Annotated in this window: 15 protein-coding genes; all 15 read right to left on the reverse strand. The window is 67.0% G+C overall.

The features are described from left to right. Nucleotides 1-185: 185 nt before the first annotated feature. Nucleotides 186-4,046 carry a DNA-directed RNA polymerase subunit beta' gene (locus ABT313_RS27160; protein WP_350859576.1) on the reverse strand — a complete coding sequence of 1,287 codons (3,861 nt, stop codon included), beginning with the start codon at nt 4,044-4,046 and terminating at the stop codon, nt 186-188. A 68-nt stretch (nt 4,047-4,114) separates the two neighbouring features. Continuing rightward, nucleotides 4,115-7,597 (reverse strand): DNA-directed RNA polymerase subunit beta, encoded by a 3,483-nt coding sequence (rpoB, locus tag ABT313_RS27165; protein ID WP_350859579.1) that lies wholly within the window; start codon nt 7,595-7,597, stop codon nt 4,115-4,117. 262 nt (nt 7,598-7,859) lie between these two features. After that, nucleotides 7,860-8,546 (reverse strand): hypothetical protein, encoded by a 687-nt coding sequence (locus tag ABT313_RS27170; protein WP_350859581.1) that lies wholly within the window; start codon nt 8,544-8,546, stop codon nt 7,860-7,862. Next, nucleotides 8,546-9,016, reverse strand: coding sequence for an Rv1363c family protein (locus ABT313_RS27175; RefSeq protein ID WP_350859583.1), 471 nt, complete (start codon nt 9,014-9,016; stop codon nt 8,546-8,548). Before ABT313_RS27175 ends, ABT313_RS27170 begins: the two co-directional genes overlap by 1 nt. 17 nt (nt 9,017-9,033) lie before the next feature. After that, complete coding sequence (locus tag ABT313_RS27180; RefSeq protein WP_350859586.1) at nt 9,034-10,323, reverse strand: MCE family protein; 1,290 nt, start codon at nt 10,321-10,323, stop codon at nt 9,034-9,036. Next, nucleotides 10,320-11,549 carry an MCE family protein gene (locus ABT313_RS27185; protein WP_350859589.1) on the reverse strand — a complete coding sequence of 410 codons (1,230 nt, stop codon included), beginning with the start codon at nt 11,547-11,549 and terminating at the stop codon, nt 10,320-10,322. The genes ABT313_RS27180 and ABT313_RS27185 overlap by 4 nt, the downstream gene beginning before the upstream one ends. Then, nucleotides 11,546-12,736 carry an MCE family protein gene (locus tag ABT313_RS27190; RefSeq protein ID WP_350859592.1) on the reverse strand — a complete coding sequence of 397 codons (1,191 nt, stop codon included), beginning with the start codon at nt 12,734-12,736 and terminating at the stop codon, nt 11,546-11,548. Before ABT313_RS27190 ends, ABT313_RS27185 begins: the two co-directional genes overlap by 4 nt. Beyond that, nucleotides 12,736-13,749 carry an MCE family protein gene (locus ABT313_RS27195; RefSeq protein ID WP_350859595.1) on the reverse strand — a complete coding sequence of 338 codons (1,014 nt, stop codon included), beginning with the start codon at nt 13,747-13,749 and terminating at the stop codon, nt 12,736-12,738. The genes ABT313_RS27190 and ABT313_RS27195 overlap by 1 nt, the downstream gene beginning before the upstream one ends. Further along, on the reverse strand, nt 13,746-14,777 hold the full coding sequence (locus ABT313_RS27200; RefSeq protein WP_350859598.1) for an MCE family protein: 1,032 nt from the start codon (nt 14,775-14,777) through the stop codon (nt 13,746-13,748). The genes ABT313_RS27195 and ABT313_RS27200 overlap by 4 nt, the downstream gene beginning before the upstream one ends. Further along, complete coding sequence (locus ABT313_RS27205) at nt 14,774-16,102, reverse strand: MCE family protein (protein ID WP_350859601.1); 1,329 nt, start codon at nt 16,100-16,102, stop codon at nt 14,774-14,776. The genes ABT313_RS27200 and ABT313_RS27205 overlap by 4 nt, the downstream gene beginning before the upstream one ends. After that, nucleotides 16,099-16,917 carry an MlaE family ABC transporter permease gene (locus ABT313_RS27210; RefSeq protein WP_350860209.1) on the reverse strand — a complete coding sequence of 273 codons (819 nt, stop codon included), beginning with the start codon at nt 16,915-16,917 and terminating at the stop codon, nt 16,099-16,101. Before ABT313_RS27210 ends, ABT313_RS27205 begins: the two co-directional genes overlap by 4 nt. 13 nt (nt 16,918-16,930) lie before the next feature. Beyond that, entirely contained in the window at nt 16,931-17,704 is a 774-nt protein-coding gene (locus ABT313_RS27215) for an MlaE family ABC transporter permease (RefSeq protein ID WP_130441531.1), read from the reverse strand. Further along, the gene (locus tag ABT313_RS27220; protein WP_350859605.1) at nt 17,701-18,648 is read right to left on the reverse strand and encodes an ABC transporter ATP-binding protein; all 948 of its coding nucleotides are present in this window, start codon (nt 18,646-18,648) and stop codon (nt 17,701-17,703) included. The genes ABT313_RS27215 and ABT313_RS27220 overlap by 4 nt, the downstream gene beginning before the upstream one ends. Before the next feature lie 387 nt (nt 18,649-19,035). After that, complete coding sequence (rplL, locus tag ABT313_RS27225; RefSeq protein ID WP_134107138.1) at nt 19,036-19,425, reverse strand: 50S ribosomal protein L7/L12; 390 nt, start codon at nt 19,423-19,425, stop codon at nt 19,036-19,038. A gap of 67 nt (nt 19,426-19,492) precedes the next feature. Next, the gene (gene rplJ / locus ABT313_RS27230; protein ID WP_350859608.1) at nt 19,493-20,116 is read right to left on the reverse strand and encodes a 50S ribosomal protein L10; all 624 of its coding nucleotides are present in this window, start codon (nt 20,114-20,116) and stop codon (nt 19,493-19,495) included. Between the last annotated feature and the right edge of the window lie 191 nt (nt 20,117-20,307).

Raw genomic sequence — 20,307 nt, forward strand, 5'->3', positions numbered from 1 at the left:
AGAACCCCCAGGACGAAAGGCCGCAGGTAGGCCGGCAGATCCGTCATGCACCAATCTTGGCCTATCCCGCGCACACTTTCAGCCGCCACCCCGAGTGTCTTTTCCAACCGCCCGTGTCAGGGCCCGCAAATGCCGCAAGGGCGGCACCCCCGGATGGGGTGCCGCCCTTGGCGGAGTGACTCGAATCAGTTCTGGTAGGAACCGAGGTCGAAGTCGTCGAGCGGGACCGACTGGCCCGAGGACGGGCCGAAGTCGTAGTCGTACGACTCGTAGCCGACCATCGAGTACATCGCGGCCTTCGCCTCCTCGGTGGGCTCCACCCGGATGTTGCGGTAACGGTCCATGCCCGTACCGGCCGGGATCAGCTTGCCGATGATGACGTTCTCCTTCAGACCGACCAGCGAGTCGGACTTGCCGTGGATCGCGGCCTCGGTGAGGACGCGGGTCGTCTCCTGGAAGGAGGCGGCCGACAGCCACGACTCGGTGGCCAGCGAGGCCTTGGTGATACCCATCAGCACCGGACGGCCCGAGGCCGGCGTACCGCCCTCGGCCACGACGCGGCGGTTCTCCGCCTCGAACATGATCCGGTCCGCGAGCTCACCCGGCAGCAGCTGGGCGTCGCCCGACTCGATCACCGTGACCCGGCGCAGCATCTGCCGGACGATGATCTCGATGTGCTTGTCGTGGATGGCCACACCCTGCGACCGGTACACCTCCTGGACCTCGTCCACCAGGTGCTCCTGCGCCTTGCGGACACCCAGGATCCGCAGAACCTCCTGCGGGTCCGGCGTACCCTGCGTCAGCTGCTGACCGACCTCGACGTGCTGACCCTCTTCGATCAGCAGGCGGCCACGCTTCGACACCGGGTAGGCGACCTCCTCGGAACCGTCGTCCGGGGTGAGCACCAGCTTCCGGGTCTTGTCGGTGTCCTCGATCGAGATCCGGCCGGCGGCCTCCGAGATCGGCGCCTTGCCCTTGGGCTGGCGGGCCTCGAACAGCTCGACCACACGCGGCAGACCGTGGGTGATGTCATCACCCGCGACACCACCGGTGTGGAAGGTACGCATCGTCAGCTGCGTACCCGGCTCACCGATGGACTGGGCCGCGATGATGCCGACCGCCTCGCCGATGTCGACCGGCTTGCCGGTCGCCAGCGAACGTCCGTAGCACTTCGCGCAGGTACCGGTCTTCGCGTCACAGGTGAGCACCGACCGGACCTTGACCTCCTCGATCCCGGCCGCGACCAGCTTCGCGATCGACACGTCGCCCAGGTCGGCGCCGCCGGCGAGCACGACGTTGCCGTCGGCGTCCAGGGCGTCGGTGGCCAGGGTCCGCGCGTACGCGCTGGTCTCGACGTTCTCGGCGTGGACGACCTTGCCGCTCGGGTCCTTCTCGCCGATCTGCTTCGGCAGGCCCCGCTCGGTGCCGCAGTCCTCCTCGCGGATGATCACGTCCTGCGAGACGTCCACCAGACGACGGGTCAGGTACCCCGAGTCGGCGGTCCGCAGCGCGGTGTCGGCCAGACCCTTCCGCGCACCGTGGGTGGCGATGAAGTACTCGACCACCGACAGGCCCTCACGGAAGTTGGACTTGATCGGCCGGGCAATGATCTCGCCCTTCGGGTTGGCCACCAGACCACGCATACCGGAGATCTGCCGGATCTGCATCATGTTGCCTCGCGCACCGGAGTGCACCATCATCCAGATCGGGTTGTCCTTGGCGAAGTTCTCCTCCATCGCCTTACCGACCTCGGCGTTGGCGCCGGTCCAGATCTCGATCAGCTCCTGACGCCGCTCGGACGAGGTGATCAGACCCCGCTCGAACTGCTTCTGGACCTTCTCGGCCTGGGCCTCGTACCGAGCCATGATCTCCGGCTTGGACGGCGGCGTGCTGAAGTCGTCGATCGACACGGTCACCCCGGAACGGGTGGACCAGTAGTAACCGAGGTCCTTCAGCGCGTCGAGGGCGTGGGCGACCTCGACCTTGGTGTACCGCTCCGCCAGGTCGTTGACGATCCCGCCGAGCTGCTTCTTGCCCACCTCGGTGTCGACGAACGGGTAGTCCGCCGGCAGCGCCTCGTTGAACAGCGCACGGCCGAGCGTGGTCTCCAGCGCGAAGCCGCCGTCGGCCAGCTCGATCGCGTCGGCCGGGGCCGCCGATCCGCTCAGCCGCAGCGAGATCTTGGCCTGCAGCGACAGCTCGTGGCGGTCGAAGGCCATGATCGCCTCGGCCACCGAGCTGAACGCCCGGCCCTCGCCCTTGGCGCCGTCCTTCAGCATCGTCAGGAAGTAGATGCCGATGATCATGTCCTGCGTCGGCATCGTGACCGGACGGCCGTCGGCCGGCTTCAGGATGTTGTTGGTCGACAGCATCAGGATCCGGGCCTCGGCCTGCGCCTCGGCCGACAGCGGCAGGTGCACCGCCATCTGGTCACCGTCGAAGTCCGCGTTGAACGCGGAGCAGACGAGCGGGTGGATCTGGATCGCCTTGCCCTCGATCAGCTGCGGCTCGAACGCCTGGATACCCAGCCGGTGCAGGGTTGGTGCACGGTTGAGCAGAACCGGGTGCTCGGTGATGACCTCTTCCAGCACGTCCCAGACCTGGGCGCGCTGACGCTCGACCATCCGCTTGGCGGACTTGATGTTCTGCGCGTGGTTGAGGTCGACCAGCCGCTTCATCACGAACGGCTTGAACAGCTCCAGCGCCATCGCCTTCGGCAGACCGCACTGGTGCAGCTTCAGCTGCGGGCCGACCACGATGACCGAACGGCCCGAGTAGTCGACGCGCTTGCCCAGCAGGTTCTGACGGAACCGACCCTGCTTGCCCTTGAGCATGTCGGACAGCGACTTCAGCGGCCGGTTGCCCGGGCCGGTGACCGGACGACCGCGGCGGCCGTTGTCGAACAGCGCGTCGACGGCCTCCTGCAGCATCCGCTTCTCGTTGTTGACGATGATCTCCGGCGCGCCCAGGTCGAGCAGCCGCTTGAGCCGGTTGTTCCGGTTGATCACCCGGCGGTACAGGTCGTTCAGGTCCGAGGTGGCGAACCGGCCACCGTCGAGCTGAACCATCGGCCGCAGGTCCGGCGGGATCACCGGGACGCAGTCGAGCACCATGCCCATCGGGCTGTTGTTGGTGGCCAGGAACGCCGTGACGACCTTGAGCCGCTTCAGCGCCCGCGTCTTGCGCTGGCCCTTACCGGTCTTGATCGTCTCGCGCAGGTTGTCCGCCTCGGCCTTCAGGTCGAAGGTCTCCAGCCGGCGCTGGATCGCGGCGGCACCCATGGCGCCCTCGAAGTACTTGCCGAACCGCTCCTTCATGGCGCGGTAGAGGATCTCGTCGCCCTCCAGGTCCTGGACCTTGAGGTTCTTGAACCGGGTCCAGACCTCGTCGAGGCGGTCGATCTCGCGCTGCGCACGGTCGCGCAGCTGCTTGACCTCACGCTCGGCGCCTTCCTTCACCTTGCGGCGTACGTCGGCCTTGGCGCCCTCGGCCTCGAGCTGCGCCAGGTCCTCCTCGAGCTTCTTCATCCGCTGCTCGATGTCGTTGTCACGACGGTTCTCGAGCTGCTTGCGCTCCACGTCCACCCGGCCCTCGAGCGAGGACAGGTCGCGGTGCCGGGCCTCGTCGTCGACGTCGGTGATCATGTACGCCGCGAAGTAGATGACCTTCTCCAGGTCCTTCGGGGCGAGGTCGAGCAGGTAGCCGAGCCGCGACGGGACACCCTTGAAGTACCAGATGTGGGTGACCGGGGCGGCCAGCTCGATGTGGCCCATCCGCTCCCGGCGCACCTTGGAGCGGGTGACCTCGACGCCACACCGCTCGCAGATGATGCCCTTGAAGCGAACGCGCTTGTACTTGCCGCAGTAGCACTCCCAGTCCCGGGTGGGACCAAAGATCTTCTCGCAGAAGAGGCCGTCACGCTCAGGCTTGAGCGTCCGGTAGTTGATCGTCTCCGGCTTCTTGACCTCGCCGTGCGACCACTGGCGGATCTCATCCGCGGTCGCCAGTCCGATCCGAAGCTCGTCGAAGAAGTTCACGTCGAGCACGATGTGTTATCTCCCGTTGCTAAAAGTGGTCTGAGTGAGTTGGTTGTTGATCTCAAGCGGCAACCCGCTCAGACCTCCTCGACGCTGTTCGGCTCCCGCCGGGACAGGTCGATGCCCAGTTCCTCTGCCGCCCGGAAGACGTCCTCCTCGCTGTCGCGCATCTCGACCCGGCTTCCGTCGGACGAGAGCACCTCGACATTGAGGCAGAGGGACTGCATTTCCTTGACCAGAACCTTGAACGACTCCGGGATACCCGGCTCCGGGATGTTCTCGCCCTTGACGATCGCCTCGTACACCTTGACCCGGCCGACGACATCGTCGGACTTGATCGTCAGCAGTTCCTGCAGCGCGAAGGCGGCACCGTAGGCCTCGAGGGCCCACACCTCCATCTCGCCGAACCGCTGGCCGCCGAACTGGGCCTTACCGCCCAGCGGCTGCTGCGTGATCATCGAGTACGGACCGGTCGACCGTGCGTGGATCTTGTCGTCGACCAGGTGGTGCAGCTTCAGCATGTACATGTAGCCGACACCGATCGGGTCCGGGAACGGCTCACCCGAACGACCGTCGAACAGGCGCGCCTTGCCCTGCCCGTTGACCATCCGGACGCCGTCGCGGTTCGGCAGCGTCGAGGAGAGCAGGCCGGTGACCTCTTCCTCGGTGGCGCCGTCGAAGACCGGGGTGGCGACGTTCGTCATCGGCTCGGCCGCACCGGCGCCGATCTTGATCAGCCGCTGCGCCCACTCCTCCTCGTTCTCCGGGTCGACCTCCCAGCCGCGGCTGGCGATCCACCCGAGGTGGGTCTCCAGCACCTGGCCGACGTTCATCCGGCCGGGCACGCCCAGCGGGTTCAGGATCACGTCGACGTGGGTGCCGTCCTCGAGGAACGGCATGTCCTCGACCGGAAGGATCTTGGAGATGACGCCCTTGTTGCCGTGCCGGCCGGCCAGCTTGTCGCCGACCGAGATCTTCCGCTTCTGGGCCACGTACACGCGGACCAGCTGGTTGACGCCCGGCGGCAGCTCGTCGCCGTTGTCGCGGTCGAAGACGCGGACACCGATGACGGTGCCTTCCTCGCCGTGCGGCACCTTCAGCGACGTGTCGCGGACCTCGCGCGCCTTCTCACCGAAGATCGCGCGGAGCAGCCGCTCCTCCGGGGTCAGCTCGGTCTCGCCCTTCGGCGTGACCTTGCCGACCAGGATGTCGCCGGTGGTGACCTCGGCGCCGATCCGGATGATGCCGCGCTCGTCCAGGTCGGACAGCATCTCGTCGGAGACGTTCGGGATGTCCCGGGTGATCTCCTCCGGCCCCAGCTTGGTGTCGCGAGCGTCGACCTCGTGCTCCTCGATGTGGATCGAGGTCAGCAGGTCCTGCTGGACGACGCGCTGGCTGAGGATGATCGCGTCCTCGTAGTTGTAGCCCTCCCACGTCATGAACGCGACGAGCATGTTCCGGCCGAGGGCCATCTCACCCTCGTCGGTGCACGGCCCGTCGGCCAGCGGCGTACCGATCTCGACCCGCTGCCCGGCGTCGACCAGCGGGCGCTGGTTGATGCAGGTGCCCTGGTTCGAGCGACGGAACTTCGCCATCCGGTAGGTCTGGTACGTGCCGTCGTCGGCCGCGATCTCGATCAGGTCGGCCGAGACCTCCTTGACCACACCGGGCTTGTCCGACACGACCACGTCGCCGGCGTCGACCGCACCGCGGAACTCCATGCCGGTACCGACCAGCGGGGCGTCCGAGGTGATCAGCGGCACCGCCTGGCGCTGCATGTTCGAACCCATCAGCGCGCGGTTGGCGTCGTCGTGCTCGAGGAACGGGATCAGGGCCGTCGCGACCGACACCATCTGGCGCGGCGAGACGTCCATGTAGTCCACGTCGTCGACCGGCACGAGCTCGACCTCACCGTGGCGGCGACGGACCAGCACGCGCTCCTCGGCGAACCGGTTCTCGTCGTTCAGCGCCGCGTTGGCCTGCGCGATGACGAACCGGTCCTCCTCGTCGGCGGTCAGGTAGTCGACCTGGTCGGTGACCTGGCCCTCGACGACCTTGCGGTACGGCGTCTCGACGAAGCCGAACGCGTTCACCCGGCCGTACGACGCGAGCGAGCCGATCAGGCCGATGTTCGGGCCTTCCGGGGTCTCGATCGGGCACATCCGGCCGTAGTGGGACGGGTGCACGTCGCGGACCTCGAAGCCGGCCCGCTCACGGCTCAGACCACCCGGGCCGAGCGCGTTCAGCCGGCGCTTGTGGGTCAGACCCGCGACCGGGTTCGTCTGGTCCATGAACTGCGACAGCTGGGAGGTGCCGAAGAACTCCTTCAGCGCCGCCACCACCGGACGGATGTTGATCAGGGTCTGCGGCGTGATCGCCTCGACGTCCTGGGTCGTCATCCGCTCGCGGACCACCCGCTCCATCCGGGCCAGGCCGGTGCGGAGCTGGTTCTGGATCAGCTCGCCGACCGTGCGCAGCCGGCGGTTGCCGAAGTGGTCGATGTCGTCTTCCTCGACGACGATCTCGCCCTTCGGGGCCGGCAGCTCGGTCTTGCCCTCGTGCAGCGCGACCAGGTACTTGATCGTGGCGACGATGTCGTCGACGGTCAGCACCGCCATGTCGTGCGCCTCGTCACGGCCGAGCTTCTTGTTGATCTTGTAGCGACCGACCTTGGCCAGGTCGTAGCGCTTGCCGTTGAAGTAGTAGTTCTCCAGCAGCGCCTGCGCGGCCTCGCGGGTCGGCGGCTCACCCGGACGCAGCTTGCGGTAGATGTCCAGCAGCGCGTCGTCCTGCCCGGAGGTGTGGTCCTTCTCCAGGGTCAGCCGGATCGACTCGTACTCGCCGAACTCTTCGAGGATCTGGGCGTCGGTCCAGCCGAGCGCCTTGAGCAGGACGGTGACGTTCTGCTTGCGCTTGCGGTCGAGGCGGACGCCGACCATGTCGCGCTTGTCCACCTCGAACTCCAGCCACGCGCCGCGCGACGGGATGATCTTGGCGGTGAAGATGTCCTTGTCGGACGTCTTGTCCGGCGTGCGCTCGAAGTACACACCGGGCGAGCGGACGAGCTGGGACACGACGACCCGCTCGGTGCCGTTGATGACGAAAGTGCCCTTGCGCGTCATCAGCGGGAAGTCGCCCATGAAGACGGTCTGGCTCTTGATCTCACCGGTTTCGTTGTTCATGAACTCGGCGGTGACGAACAGCGGCGCGGAGTACGTGACGTCGCGCTCCTTGCATTCGTCGACCGTGTTCTTCGGAGGCTCGAAGCGGTGGTCGCGGAACGACAGCGACATGGTGCCGCTGAAGTCCTCGATCGGGGAGATCTCCTCGAAAATCTCTTCCAGGCCGCTGGGGCCGGACAGGTCCGACCGCCCCTCGGCCTCGGCGGCGGCCACCCGGGCCTGCCACGTTTCGTTACCGACCAGCCAGTCGAAACTGTCCACCTGAAGCGCAAGCAGATCCGGAACCTGGAGCGGTTCGGAGATCTTTGCGAAGGAGATGCGGCGGGGGCCGGTGACGTTGGAAATGCTGTCGGACTGGGGGTTGCGCGAGGCGACCAAGGGGCGTCCTTCCACGGGCTCGCAAAATCACATCGGTGCTGGGAGCGCACGCCAAGCCGCCCCAGTCAAGTCGAGACCCGAAGCCGAGGCGAGGAAAAGGCAGCGCAAAGCAATAGGCTACATGATCCAGGCAAGCCTGTCCAATGGGGTCCAATAGTTTGCCGTTGGACCACCCACTCCGTCAAGGACCGACCCGGGATCTCCAGCAGGTAGATCACCCACGAGCCACCCGGCGTCCTCTTGGTGCGGAGTCACCTAGAGGTTACAGTCCGGCGATCTCCTGGACCAGCCATCGATCGCCGTTTCGGACCATTGTGAACCGGGTCCGGTTCAGGTCCACCCGGGGACTACCCTTCGTGATCGTGCTGGTGGTGGTCTGGTTGACGAAGATGATCAGCGTGACCCGGTCGGCGTCGCCGTCGCGGACCCCGACCTCGCGGACGTCGGCCTTCACCGTGGCCTTGGTCTTGGTCGCCAGCTCGCCGGCCACCTTGGCGGTGGCGTCGAACTTCTGGGCGAAGTCCGGGGTCATCGTCGCCCGGGCCGCGGCGAAGCTTTTGTCCAGGTCACGGTAGTCATAGCTGAGTGCGGTCTCGGCCGCCTTCCGGCCCGCGACGGCGGCTTGGTCGCGGGCGTCCTCGGCCTGCTTCCCGTGCCACGCCTTCACGCCGAGGATCCCGGCGACGACCAGTGTGAGGACGACAACCAGGCCGAGGGCGGCGAGCAGTACGTCGCTCTGCCGGCGCTCACGCTGTGTGACGACAGGGGCCTCAGGTTCTGGTGCCGAGGGCTCGGGTGTGGTTGGTGTCACATCCTCCGGAGCAGTCTCCGGCGCCTTCTCGTCGACTTCCTCGACGTCCTGGACGACCGGGGTCTCGTCCAGCGTCGGCGTCGCACCGGCGCTGCGGCGCTGGCCGGCGATGCGGGGACGGTTGCGGCGCTCTGCCATCAGCCCACCACCTGCAGGTCGGCGGTCAGCCAGTGGTTCTTCTCCCGGACCAGGTCGAGCTTGATCCGGTACCGGCGTTCGACCCCGTCGGTCGAGGCCGTGTTCGTCACCACTGCGTTCACGATCACCAGCACCTGGGCGGAGTCCTTGTCGTTCGAGACCACGGCGGCCTCCTTCACGTCCCCCTTGGAGGTCGCCTTGTTGGCCTCCACATCGGTCTTCACGGCCGCGATCCCGTCGGCGAACTCCTGCTTGAACTGCCCGGTCGAGTCGTCCAGCACCCGCTTCGAGTCCGCGTCCCAGGTCTGGTAGTCGTACGTCGTGAAGTCCAGCGCCAGCTGCCGCGCCGCCTTCATCGCGCCGTCGCGCTGCGAGTCGGCGGCCCGCTGCTTGCTCAGGCCGACCACCGACAGCGTCAGCCCGGCGAGCGCCACCAGGAGCAGGACGCTGAGCGCCCACGCCAGAATCATCCGGCCGTTCCGTGCGATCACTTGCTCGTCACCGGTCCGAGGATCAGGGCCTTCCAGGAGTCGCTGCCGAGCAGCTCCTCCTGACCGCCGGTCGAGCCGAGCGTCAGCGCCGGCATTCCGTCCGACCCGCCGGCCGCGCCGGTCACCGGGTCGTACCCGACGCCGTAGCCGGTCCGGTTCAGGTCGCGCGACGACGGGGCCGGCTTGTTCTGCGAGCCGCGGACGTTGATCCCGCTCGACGGGCTCGCCGTACAGCCGGCCTTGGTGTTGGCCGGGGTGTTCGTGGTGTTCTGCGGGACCCGCTTGTCGGTGCCGCCGTACCCGGGCCGGCAGGCCGGCGGGGTCAGGCCGACGACCAGCCCGAAGTGTGCGTCGTAGTGCCCGGTGCCCGGATCCTTCGCCGGTACGACGTACCCGCCCATCGCCACCGCCGGGTAGACGACGAACAGCTGCTCGACGGCATCCAGCCGGACCGCGGTCAGTTCGCTCACCGTCAGCAGGTTACCCAGCAGCACCGCGATGTCCGCGCGGTTGTCCTGGATCAGGCCGGTCAGCTGGGTGGAGGCGAGCGAGCCCTGGTCGATCACCTTGCGCAGGTTCGCGTCCGAGCTGACCAGGGTGTCGGACAGCAGCGCGAGGTTCTTTGCCCAGGTCTTGATCGCGTCGCCGCTGGCCACCTGGGTGGCGAGCACGGTGTCGCCGTCGTTGATCAGCTTGATCGTCTGCAGCACGTTCGCGTCCGCGGTGTCGATCAGCTGACCCGAGCTGTCGATGATCTTCTGCAGGTCGGTGCCCTTGCCCTTCAGGGCCTCGCCGAGCTCGCGGACGGTGGTCCGCAGGCTGTTCTTGTCGACGGAGTTCACCAGCTGGTCCAGGTTCAGCAGCAGCTCGGTGGTGTCGATCGGCACGGCGGTGTCCTGGCGCGCGATCTTCGAGTTGTTCTGCAGGTACGGCGCTCCGTCGCGGCGCGGCTGCAGGTCGACGTACTGCTCGCCGATGGCCGACCGGTTCGCGACCACCGCCAGCAGGTCGTTCGGGATCTTGAACTTCTTCTCGATCACCAGATTCACGTCGACGCCGTCGGACAGCAGCTTGAGCTGACCGACCCGGCCGACCGGCTGGCCGCGGTACGTCACCTCGGCGCCGGAGAAGATGCCGCCGGACTCGGCGAAGCTCGCGCTGACGGTGTAGTCGGTGTCGACGACCAGCTTGTCGACCTGGGCGTACTTCGCGCCGACGAATGCGACGCCGACGACGGTGATCAGCAGGAACACCATCAGCTGGATCCGGACCGCTCTGGTGATCATTTGACCGCCCCCGGCATCAGCGCGCGGGCCAGGTCAGGATCGAACCCGGACCGCTTCAGCTGCGGCGTGCAGACCGGCAGCCCGAGGACGGTGATGCAGGTGGTCGCAGTGCCGGTCGGGACCGGGAGCGTCGGCAGGATGCCGCCGCCCGTGCCCTGGCTGGTCGGCAGGTGCACCGGGAGGCTGATCCGGCCGGTCGGCAGCGCGGTCGGGCCGACCGTCGGCAGGTTCAGACCGAGCAGGCCCTTGAGTGCCTTCTGGGTGTTCACGTCGACGGTGATCCCGAGGTTGGTGTAGTCGCCCTTCGCGGCGTTGGCGGCCTGGTCCGGGAACGGGTAGGTGAACAGCAACTCGAGCGACTTCGGCAGGTTCGCCCCGGCCTCGGCCAGATTGGTGAGGATCGGGTACAGCGACTGCAGGTTGGCGACCAGGTCCTTCTGCGCCGAGGTGATCACCCGGGTCGCGGTGTTGCCCAGCGTCGCCAGCGCCTGCAGCGTCTTGACCAGCGCGGCGCGCTGCTTGTCCAGGGTCGCGATCGACTTCGGCAGCGAGTCGATCGCGGTCGCCAGCGTCGCCTTCTGCGCGTTGAGCTTCTTCGCGAGCGCGTCCACCGAGGTGATCGCGGTGACGATCCGGGCCTTGTTCGCATCCAGGGTGCCGACGAAGGTGTTCAGCTGGGTCAGCACGTCCCGGATGGCCGGCTCGTTGCCGGTCAGCGCCTTGTTCAGCTCCTGGGTGATGATCTGCAGCTGGGCCACACCGCCGCCGTTCAGCAGCAGCGACAGGGCGGACAGGACTTCCTCGACCTCGACGTTGCTGGTCGTCCGTGACAACGGGATCAGCTCGCCGTTCTCGAGCTTGCCGCGCGGCTGCTCGGACCCGGTCGGCCGCGACAGCGACACGAACTTCTCGCCCAGCAGGCTGGTCTGGCGGATCGTGGCGTGGGTGTTGTCCGGCAGCGCGAGGCTTTTCGGCAGCTTGATCCGCACCTTCGCGATGTACCCGTCCAGCCACACCTTCTCGACCGTGCCGACGGTGACGTCGTCCACCTTCACCGTCGACTTCGGCACCAGGTCCAGGACGTCGGCGAACTCGACGGTGACCGTGTACGACGGCCCCTTGATCTTCGCCCCGCCCGGCAACGGCAGCGAGTACACGCTGAAGTCGCACCCGGTCAGCAGGGTCGCCAGTGCGAGCACACCCGCGACGATCGACGTACGCCTCATTTGACCAGCCCCCCAAGCGTCGGATCCACGGGGTCGGGGCTGTTCAACGGCGCCTTCGGGAGCGGGGCCCACGGCGTACCGGCAGGTCCGCCGCTCACGGGCGCGTTCGCACCGGTGAGCTGGGTGATCAGCGGCAACTTGGCGAGGGCATCGAGCACCGGCTTCAGTGCCGAACAGGTCGACATCGGCTGGTTCGCCTGCAGCAGGATCGAGCAGACGAAGGTCGCCGGATCGTCGAGCTGGCCGGGGTTGATGCGCTGGTCCAGGGTGCCGTACTGCGGGTTGTAGATCCGGGCCAGGTTCCCGAGGCCGAGCGGCGCGGTGTCGAGCACCTCGGCGATCGCGGCCTTCTCCTTGACCAGGATCTGCGACAGCTGGGTAGCGCTGCTGACCGTGGTCTTCACCAGACCGCGGTTGTCCTTGACGAACGTCGCGACCTCGCCGAGCGCGGTCGCCAGCAGCGCCAACGCGTTGCCCAGGTCCGTGCGCTCGCCGGCCAGCGTGGTCGAGACCGAGGCGAAGTTCGAGTTGAACTGCCGCACGAGCTGGTCGTTCGCAGCCAGCGCGGACACGAACGTCTGCAGCTGCCGGATCGTGTTGAACAGCGCCGACGAGTTGCCCGACAGCGTGCTGGTCAGCTTCGAGACGTCGGTGATGGTCTGGTTCAGCTTCGCGCCCTGGCCGTTCAGGTTCTTCGCCGAGACGTCCAGCAGCCGTGCCAGCGCACCCTGGTCGTTCGCACCCTTCGGCCCGAGCGCCACGGACAGGTCGTTCAGGCTCTGGTAGATCTGGTCGAGCTCCAGCGGTACGGCGGTGCGCTCGATCGGGATCTGCGCGCCGTCGGCCATCACGGCGCCCTTGGAGTACACCGGGGTGAGCTGGAGGTACCGGTCAGCGACGATCGACGGCGACGCGATCACGGCCTTCGCGGTCGCCGGCACCTTGTGCTTCGCGTCCCACCAGAACTTCACCCGGACGGTCCGGCCGGCCGGGGTGATGCTCTCCACCTCACCGACCTTGATGCCGAGGATGCGGACGTCGGAACCGGGATACACCGAGACGGCGCGCGGGAAGTACGCCGTCGCACTCACCCGCTCGGGCTTCGGCCACAGCGTCACGGCGCTGACCGCGAGGATCACGACGACCACGCCGATCGCGATCAGCCGGGACAGGGCGTTGACCTTCATCAGCCGCCACCTCCCAGGATCGCCGGCAGGCCGGGGATCGGCACCTTCGGCAGCGGGATCTCCGGGACCGGCGCGAGGTTCTGCAGGTAGGTGTCGAACCACGGCCCGGTGCCGAGCGTGTTGGTGAAGACCCGGACGAACGGCGCCAGACCCTTGATGCTCGCATCCAGCGACGTCTGGTTCTGCAGCAGTACGGCGAGCACCGCGTTGACCTTCTGCAGCGTCGGGGCGAGGTCCTTGCGGTTCTCCCGGACCAGCGCGGTGATCTGCGAGGCGAGCTGCTGCGTCGACACCAGCAACTGGTGGATCAGCGCCCGCCGCGCCTGCACGGCCTGGAAGACGGTGTTGCCGTCCTTCATCAGCTTGATCAGCTGCTGGTTGCGGTCGGCAAGGACCTTGGTGACCACGTTCGAGTGCTGGAGCAACAACTTCAGCTGCGCGTCCCGGGCGGCCACGTTGCGCGACAGCCGGGACAGTCCGGTCAGCGAGGCCTGCACCTCCTCCGGCGTGTTCTTGAACGTCGCCGACAACGTGTCCAGGGCCTTGGCCAGCTGGGCGGTGTTGATCCGCTCGGTCGTGTTGGCCAGATCGGTGAACGCGTCCACCACGTCGTACGCCGAGACCGTCCGTGCCAGCGGGATCTCCGAACCGGGCTTGAGCTGTCCCTGGCCGGCCGGGTCGAGCTTCAGGTACTTCTGCCCGAGCAGGGTCTTGATCTTCATCTCGGCGCCGGTCTCGTCGCCGAGCTTCACGCCCTTGTCGACGACGAAGTCGACCCGGACGTGGGTGCCCTCGAGCTCGACCTTGCGGACCTTGCCGACGCGGACGCCGGCCACCCGGATCTCGTCGTTCGCCTTCAGGCCGCCGGCCTCGGAGAATTGCGCGGAGTACTTCGTCCCGCCGCCGATCAGCGGCAGGTCCTGCGCCTTGAACGCGGCCAGCATGATCAGGCCGATGACGGTCAGGCCGATCACGCCGATCGTCACCTGGTTCTGCTCGCGGAAGGGCTTCACTTCTTGCACCTCGCGGAGTTCAGGTCGTAGGCGACCGGGACGCGGGTCCCCGTCGGCAGCGTGACGTTGCCGTCGAAGTTGCACAGGTAGAAGTTGAACCAGGAGCCGTACGACGCGGTGCGGGTCATCGTGTTCAGCTTCTGCGGCATGAACTGCAGCGTCTTCACCCAGATCGCCTGGGTGTCGTCGAGCGTCGACGCGGTGATCCGGAGCTTGTCCAGGTCGGCCTTGATCGGCACCCGGGTCTGCTGCAGCAGGCCGGCGGTCTTGGTGTTCAGCGAGTTGATCGAGCCGAGCGAGTTCAGGATCGGGGTGACGTCCTGGCTCAGGCCGGTGATGAACTGCTGCAGGTTGACCAGCAGCTGGGAGAAGTTCTGCTGCCGCTGCGAGACGATCTGCAGCGTCGAGGTCAGGTTCGTGATCAGGTCGCCGATCACCTGGTCGGCGTCGGCCAGCGTGGTGGTCAGCGACGCGGTCTTGGCCAGCAGCGACTCGATCGTGCCGCCCTCGCCCTGCAGGACCTTGATCACCTCGAACGCGAACTGGTTCACGTCCGCCGGCGTCAGCGCGGTGAACAGCGGCTTGAAACCGTTGAACAGCACCGACAGGTCCAGCGCGGGGGTGGTGTGCTCCTTCGGGATGATCCCGTTCTTCTTCAGCCGCTGACCGCCGCCGACGCCGTCGGTCAGCGCGATGTACCGGTTGCCGACCAGGTTCCGGTAGCGCAGCGTGGCGTGCGTCGAGGTGTCGACGACCTGGTCGGAGTCGACGCTGAACGTCACCATCGCCAGCGTGTCCTGGTACAGCTGGATCTTGTCGACCTGGCCGACCTTCACACCGGCGATCCGGATGTCGTCACCCTGGTTCAGCCCGACCGCGTCGGTGAACACGGCCCGGTACTTCGTCGTCGAGTTGAAGGTGATGTTGCCGATCGTCACCGCGAGCAACGCGGTCGCGATCGTGGTCACCACCACGAAGATCCCGAGCCGGACGGTGTCGAACGTCGTCTTCTTGTCGAAGAAACTCACTTCAGGTTCACCTGGCCTCCGCGCAGGAGCGGGCCGACCATGAGTGTGGTCAGGTCCGGTACGTCGCTCGGGGCGAGGCCCATCTCGGGGGCGACGACCGCGTCGACGACCTTCTGCTCGGCCGGCGTGCCGACGCCCTGGGTGTCCATCGCGAACCCGGGCATCGCGCGGTTCAGCTGCACGTTGAGCGGGAAGCGCTGGTTCTTGTTGTGGTCGCCGATCACGCCGTCGTCACCGGTGATGTACGGCGCCGGGTTGTCCTGCGTGTACGGCCCCGGCTTCGACCCGGGATGGCTGTAGTTCCTGCCGACGCAGGTCGGGCCGCGGTGGTCCTTGTAGGCCGGGAGCTCGTTCGGCTCGTACGGCGTGGGCTGGTTGGTGATCAGCTCGAGGTTGATGTTCAGCCGGCCGTCGCGGAACGTGTCGTTGAGGATCGGGGCGGTGTCGGCCATCACCTGCAGGAAGCACGGCACCTCGGGCGAGTATTTCTCGAGCAGGTCGAGCACCGGGCGGCTGACCTGGCCGAGCCGGATCACGCGGTCCTCGTTCTCCTTGAGGAACGCGTTGCCGGTCGTCGACAGGTTCTGCACGTTGCCGAAGAACTGCTGCAGTTGCTGTTCCTTCTCCACCACGGTGTTGCCGGTGATGGTCAGGTTGCGCAGGGCACGGACCAGGTCGGGCGTGACGTCGCCGTACAGGTCGGAGGCCTGGGTGAGTTTGACCAGGGCGTCCATCAGCTTGGGGATGCTCGGGTTCAGCTTCTTCAGGTAGCCGTCGAGCTGGGTCAGCGTGCCGGCGATCTCGGTGCCGCGGCCCTCGAGCGCGGTCGCCAGCGTGTTCAGCGTGGCGTTCAGGTCGGCCGGGTCGACTGCCTGCAGCAGCGGCAGCGCGTCGTTCAGCACCTTCTCGATCTCGATGCCGACCGCGGTCTTGTCCCGGCTGATCACGTCGCCGGCCTTGATGTGGCGGCCCTCGGGTCCGTTCGGCGGGACGAGTGCGACGTACTTCTCGCCGAACAGCGTCTTCGGCAGGATCCGCGCGCTGACCGCGCTGGAGATCTCGTCGACCTGATCGGGCTTCAGCGCCAGCTTGACGGTCGCTTCGTCGCCGTCGGTGGAGACCCCGCGGACCTCACCGACGATGATCCCGCGCAGCTTCACGTCCGCATGGTCGTTGAGCTGCAGACCGATGTGGCTGGTCTTCAGCTCGATGTCCACGGTCTTGGTGAAGACCTTCGCGTAGAACGCGTAGGTCAGCCAGAGCAGGAAGCACAGCACGCCGATGAAGGCGACGCCGAGGATCTTGTGCGAAATGAGTCTGGTCATCCGGCCAGCCTGACGGTGGTCGTCGTACCCCAGATGGCCATCGACAGCAGCAGGTCGACGACGTTGATCACGACGATCGACGTCCGTACGGCGCGACCGACCGCGACGCCCACACCCGCGGGACCGCCGGTCGCGTGGTAGCCGTGGTAGCAGTGCACCAGGATCACCAGCACCGAGAACACCAGCACCTTGCCGAACGACCAGAGCACGTCTCCGGGTGGCAGGAACAGGTGGAAGTAATGGTCGTACGTGCCCGTGCTCTGCCCGTAGAACGTGGTCACGGTGAGCCGGGTGGCGAAGTACGACGCGAGCAGGCCGACGACGTACAGCGGGATGACGGCGATGAGCCCGGCGATGATGCGGGTCGTGACGAGGAACGGCAGCGACGGGATCGCCATCACCTCGAGCGCGTCGATCTCCTCGCTGATCCGCATCGCGCCGAGCTGCGCGGTGAATCCGCAGCCGACCGTCGCGGCGAGCGCGATACCCGCGATCAGCGGGCCGATCTCGCGGGTGTTGATGTACGCCGACACGAAGCCGGCGAACGCCGACGTACCGATCTGGTTGAGCGCCGAGTAGCCCTGCAGGCCGACCTCGGTGCCAGTAAAGAACGCCAGGAACGTGATCACACCGACGGTGCCGCCGATGACCGCGAGCGCGCCGGTGCCGAGCGTCACCTCGGCCAGCAGCCGGAAGATCTCCTTGCGGTACCGGGTGACGGACTTGCCGGACCAGGCGAGCGCCTTGATGTAGAAGGCAAGCTGCTCGCCGAGGTGGTCGAGCGAGCTCAGCGGCTTCTTGACCAGGTTGTCCATCAGGGCCGACACGTCACGCCCCCTTCGGCGGGACGAGCTGGAAGTAGATCGCGGTCATCGAGAAGTTCGCGACGAACAGCAGCATGAACGTGATGACGACGGACTGGTTCACCGCGTCGCCGACACCCTTCGGACCGCCGCCCGCGTTGACACCCTTGTACGCCGCGACCACGGCCGCGATGAAGCCGAAGACCAGCGCCTTCACCTGGCCCTGCCACAGGTCTGGCAGGTGGGCGAGCGCGGTGAACGACGCGATATAGCTGCCCGGGGTGCCGTCCTGCAGCACGACGTTGAAGACGTAGCCGCCCATCACGCCGACCACGCTGACGAACCCGTTCAGGAAGAACGCGACCAGCATCGTCGCCAGCACCCGCGGTACGACGAGGCGCTGGATCGGGTCGATGCCGAGCACCATCATCGCGTCGAGCTCTTCCCGGATCTTCCGCGAGCCGAGGTCCGCACAGATCGCGGAACCGCCGGCCCCGGCGATCAGCAGCGCGGTCGCGATCGGCGACGCCTCGCGGACCACGGCCAGTACGGCGGCCGAGCCGGTGAACGCCTGCGCGCCGAACTGCTTGATCAGGCCGCCGACCTGCAGCGCGATCACCGCACCGAACGGGATCGCGACCAGCGCGGTCGGGATGATCGTCACGCTCGCGACGAACCAGGCCTGCTGGAGGAACTCCTTGACCTGGAACGGCCGGCGGAACGTGGCCCGGCCGGTGTCGAGTGCGAAGGCGAACAGCGAACCAGCATGCTTCAGCGGGGCGGTAGCGCTCACAGTCACCTGGCGCCCACCACATTTGTTTCGAAGGAACCCGGCGGCGGGACGACACCGTTCTCGCGGCACCATTCGCCCGGTTCGCGCTGGGTCGGGCGGAGCATGCCGCTGCTGGGCAGCTGCTGGATCGGGATCGGCGGCAGCGGCGGCAGCTCCTGACCGGCTTCGGCGGCCAGCTCCTCGGCGTCCTTCTCCTCGGACATGCCGATCGGGCCGACCATCTGCGCGTTCAGGAACTGGCGGACCACCGGCTCCTCGCTGGACAGCAGCATCTCCCGCGGACCGAACATGGCCAGGTGCCGGTGGTACAGCATGCCGATGTTGTCCGGGACCGTGCGCGCGGTGTTCACGTCGTGGGTGACGATCAGGAACGTCGGGCTGAACGCCTCGTTGAGGTCGATCATCACCTGGTTCAGGAACGACGTCCGGACCGGGTCGAGGCCGGAGTCGGGTTCGTCGACGAGCAGGATCTCGGGGTCGAGGACCAGCGCGCGGGCCAGGCCGGCCCGCTTGCGCATCCCGCCGGAGATCTCGCCGGGCAGCTTCCGCTCGGCGCCGACCAGGCCGACCATCTCCATCTTCTCCATCACGATGGAGCGGATGTCGGACTCGGACTTCTTGGTGTGCTCGCGCAGCGGGAACGCGACGTTGTCGTACAGGTTCATCGAGCCGAACATCGCGCCGTCCTGGAACAGCACGCCGAACAGCCGGCGAATGTCGTACAGCTCGCGCTCGCTGCAGGTGGCGATGTCGGTGCCTTCGATCCAGACATGTCCCTTGTCCGGCTTGAGCAGCCCGATCAGCGTCTTCAGGAACACCGACTTCCCGGTGCCGGAGGGGCCGAGCATGACGCAGATCTCACCGGCCGGCAGGGTCAGGGACACGTCGCCCCAGATCAGCTGGCTGCCGAAGGACTTGGTGAGACCCTCGACGCGGACTTCTACGCCCACCGGTCCTCCTCACGGGAATGTTCTGGCTGCCCCGAACCGACGCGTACGCGGGTCCAACGAGGGAGCAGTGGCCTAGGTTACGCACGAGTACGGTTTTCCGTAACCCCTAGCTGTCAAGCGGTTGCGATACTAACCATCACGTAATGCAAGAAGGGCGGCCCCCTTGCGGGGACCGCCCTTCTCTACACATTCGTTACGCTCCTTGACGGAACGTAACTGGAGGGTGCCTGGGCACTCCGCGCCGTAGCGAGGAGGTGCTCGGTGCGGTGCATCGGTGCGCGGGGGCGAAGGGGTCGATGCGGAGCATCGTTCCCTTTGCACCCGTGCCGCGAGGTGCCGTGCCGAGTGCCCCGCAGCAGGCGGGGAGTGCCCAGGCGCCCTCCTAGGTCACTTCAGGGTGACGGTGGCGCCGGCGCCCTCGAGGGCCTCCTTGGCCTTCTCCGCGGCAGCCTTGTCGACCTTCTCGAGGACGGCCTTCGGGGCCGACTCGACGAGGTCCTTGGCCTCCTTCAGCCCAAGGCTGGTGAGACCGCGCACCTCCTTGATGACCTGGATCTTCTTGTCGCCGGCGCTCTCGAGAACGACGTCGAACTCGTCCTGCTCCGCGGCCTCTTCGGCCGGGGCGCCTCCACCCGCGGCCGGGGCAGCGGCAACGGCGACCGGGGCGGCGGCGGTGACGCCGAACTCCTCCTCGAACGCCTTAACGAACTCCGACAGCTCCAGCAGGGTCAGTTCCTTGAACTGGCCGAGGAGCTCTTCGGTGCTGAGCTTCGCCATGATGGCGGTCCTTCCTGACAAATGTTGCTTGGTGATCACTGATGGGGTGTTGCGGATGAGATCTGCCTCAGCTCTCGGCTGAAGCGGTCTCCTCGGTGCTCGCCTCGGCAGGTGCCTCGACCGTGTCCTGCACGGCCGGCGCCTCGTCCGCCACTGCGTCCTGCACAGGAGCGGCTTCGGCCGGCAGCTTGTCCTGCAGCGCCGCGAACAGGCGCGCGGCCTGCGACAGCGGAGCAGCGAACAGCGACACCGCTTGCTGCGGGGCCGCCTTCATCGCACCTGCGAGCTTCGCGAGGAGGACCTCACGCGACTCCAGGTCAGCGAGCTTGCTGATCTCGTCAGAGCCGAGTGCCTTGCCTTCCAGCACTCCACCCTTGATGACGAGCAGGGGGTTCGCCTTGGCGAAGTCACGCAGTCCCTTGGCCGCAACCACCGGGTCGCCCTTGATAAAGGCGATCGCGGAGGGGCCTTCGAGCAGCGAGTCGAACGAGTCGACACCTGCGTCCTTGGCCGCGATCTTGGTCAGCGTGTTCTTCACCACGGCGTAGTTCACGTCGTCACCGAGCGCGACTCGCAATTGCTTGAGCTGCGCGACGGTGAGACCGCGGTACTCGGTCAGCACGGCGCCGTTGGAGCTACGGAACTCGTCCGTCAGCTCCGCGACAGCGGCTGCCTTGTCCGGCCTCGCCATGGGGGTCTCCTTCTATCGGCTTCCACGCCGTAGACCCCTGCTACAAAAGAAACGCCCCTGCGCAGGCGCAAGGGCGTGAACATTCGTGCTTCACTTTCCTAGTCACCTGCGCGGGCCGCCCACCTGAGTGGGACTTTCAGCTACCTGGGGTAGCAACCAGCGGTCTTCGGCAATGTCCAGGGTAATAGCTG

This window comes from Kribbella sp. NPDC000426, from assembly GCF_040300265.1.
GTDB lineage: Bacteria > Actinomycetota > Actinomycetes > Propionibacteriales > Kribbellaceae > Kribbella.

What these genes read in the sequence shown, in the direction of transcription:
- ABT313_RS27170 (WP_350859581.1), bottom strand. Translation starts at nt 8,546, where the DNA reads ATGGCAGAGCGCCGCAACCGTCCCCGCATCGCCGGCCAGCGCCGCAGC.
- ABT313_RS27175 (WP_350859583.1), bottom strand. Translation starts at nt 9,016, where the DNA reads ATGATTCTGGCGTGGGCGCTCAGCGTCCTGCTCCTGGTGGCGCTCGCC.
- ABT313_RS27180 (WP_350859586.1), bottom strand. Translation starts at nt 10,323, where the DNA reads ATGATCACCAGAGCGGTCCGGATCCAGCTGATGGTGTTCCTGCTGATC.
- ABT313_RS27185 (WP_350859589.1), bottom strand. Translation starts at nt 11,549, where the DNA reads ATGAGGCGTACGTCGATCGTCGCGGGTGTGCTCGCACTGGCGACCCTG.
- ABT313_RS27190 (WP_350859592.1), bottom strand. Translation starts at nt 12,736, where the DNA reads ATGAAGGTCAACGCCCTGTCCCGGCTGATCGCGATCGGCGTGGTCGTC.
- ABT313_RS27205 (WP_350859601.1), bottom strand. Translation starts at nt 16,102, where the DNA reads ATGACCAGACTCATTTCGCACAAGATCCTCGGCGTCGCCTTCATCGGC.
- ABT313_RS27210 (WP_350860209.1), bottom strand. Translation starts at nt 16,917, where the DNA reads ATGGACAACCTGGTCAAGAAGCCGCTGAGCTCGCTCGACCACCTCGGC.
- rplL (WP_134107138.1), bottom strand. Translation starts at nt 19,425, where the DNA reads ATGGCGAAGCTCAGCACCGAAGAGCTCCTCGGCCAGTTCAAGGAACTG.
- rplJ (WP_350859608.1), bottom strand. Translation starts at nt 20,116, where the DNA reads ATGGCGAGGCCGGACAAGGCAGCCGCTGTCGCGGAGCTGACGGACGAG.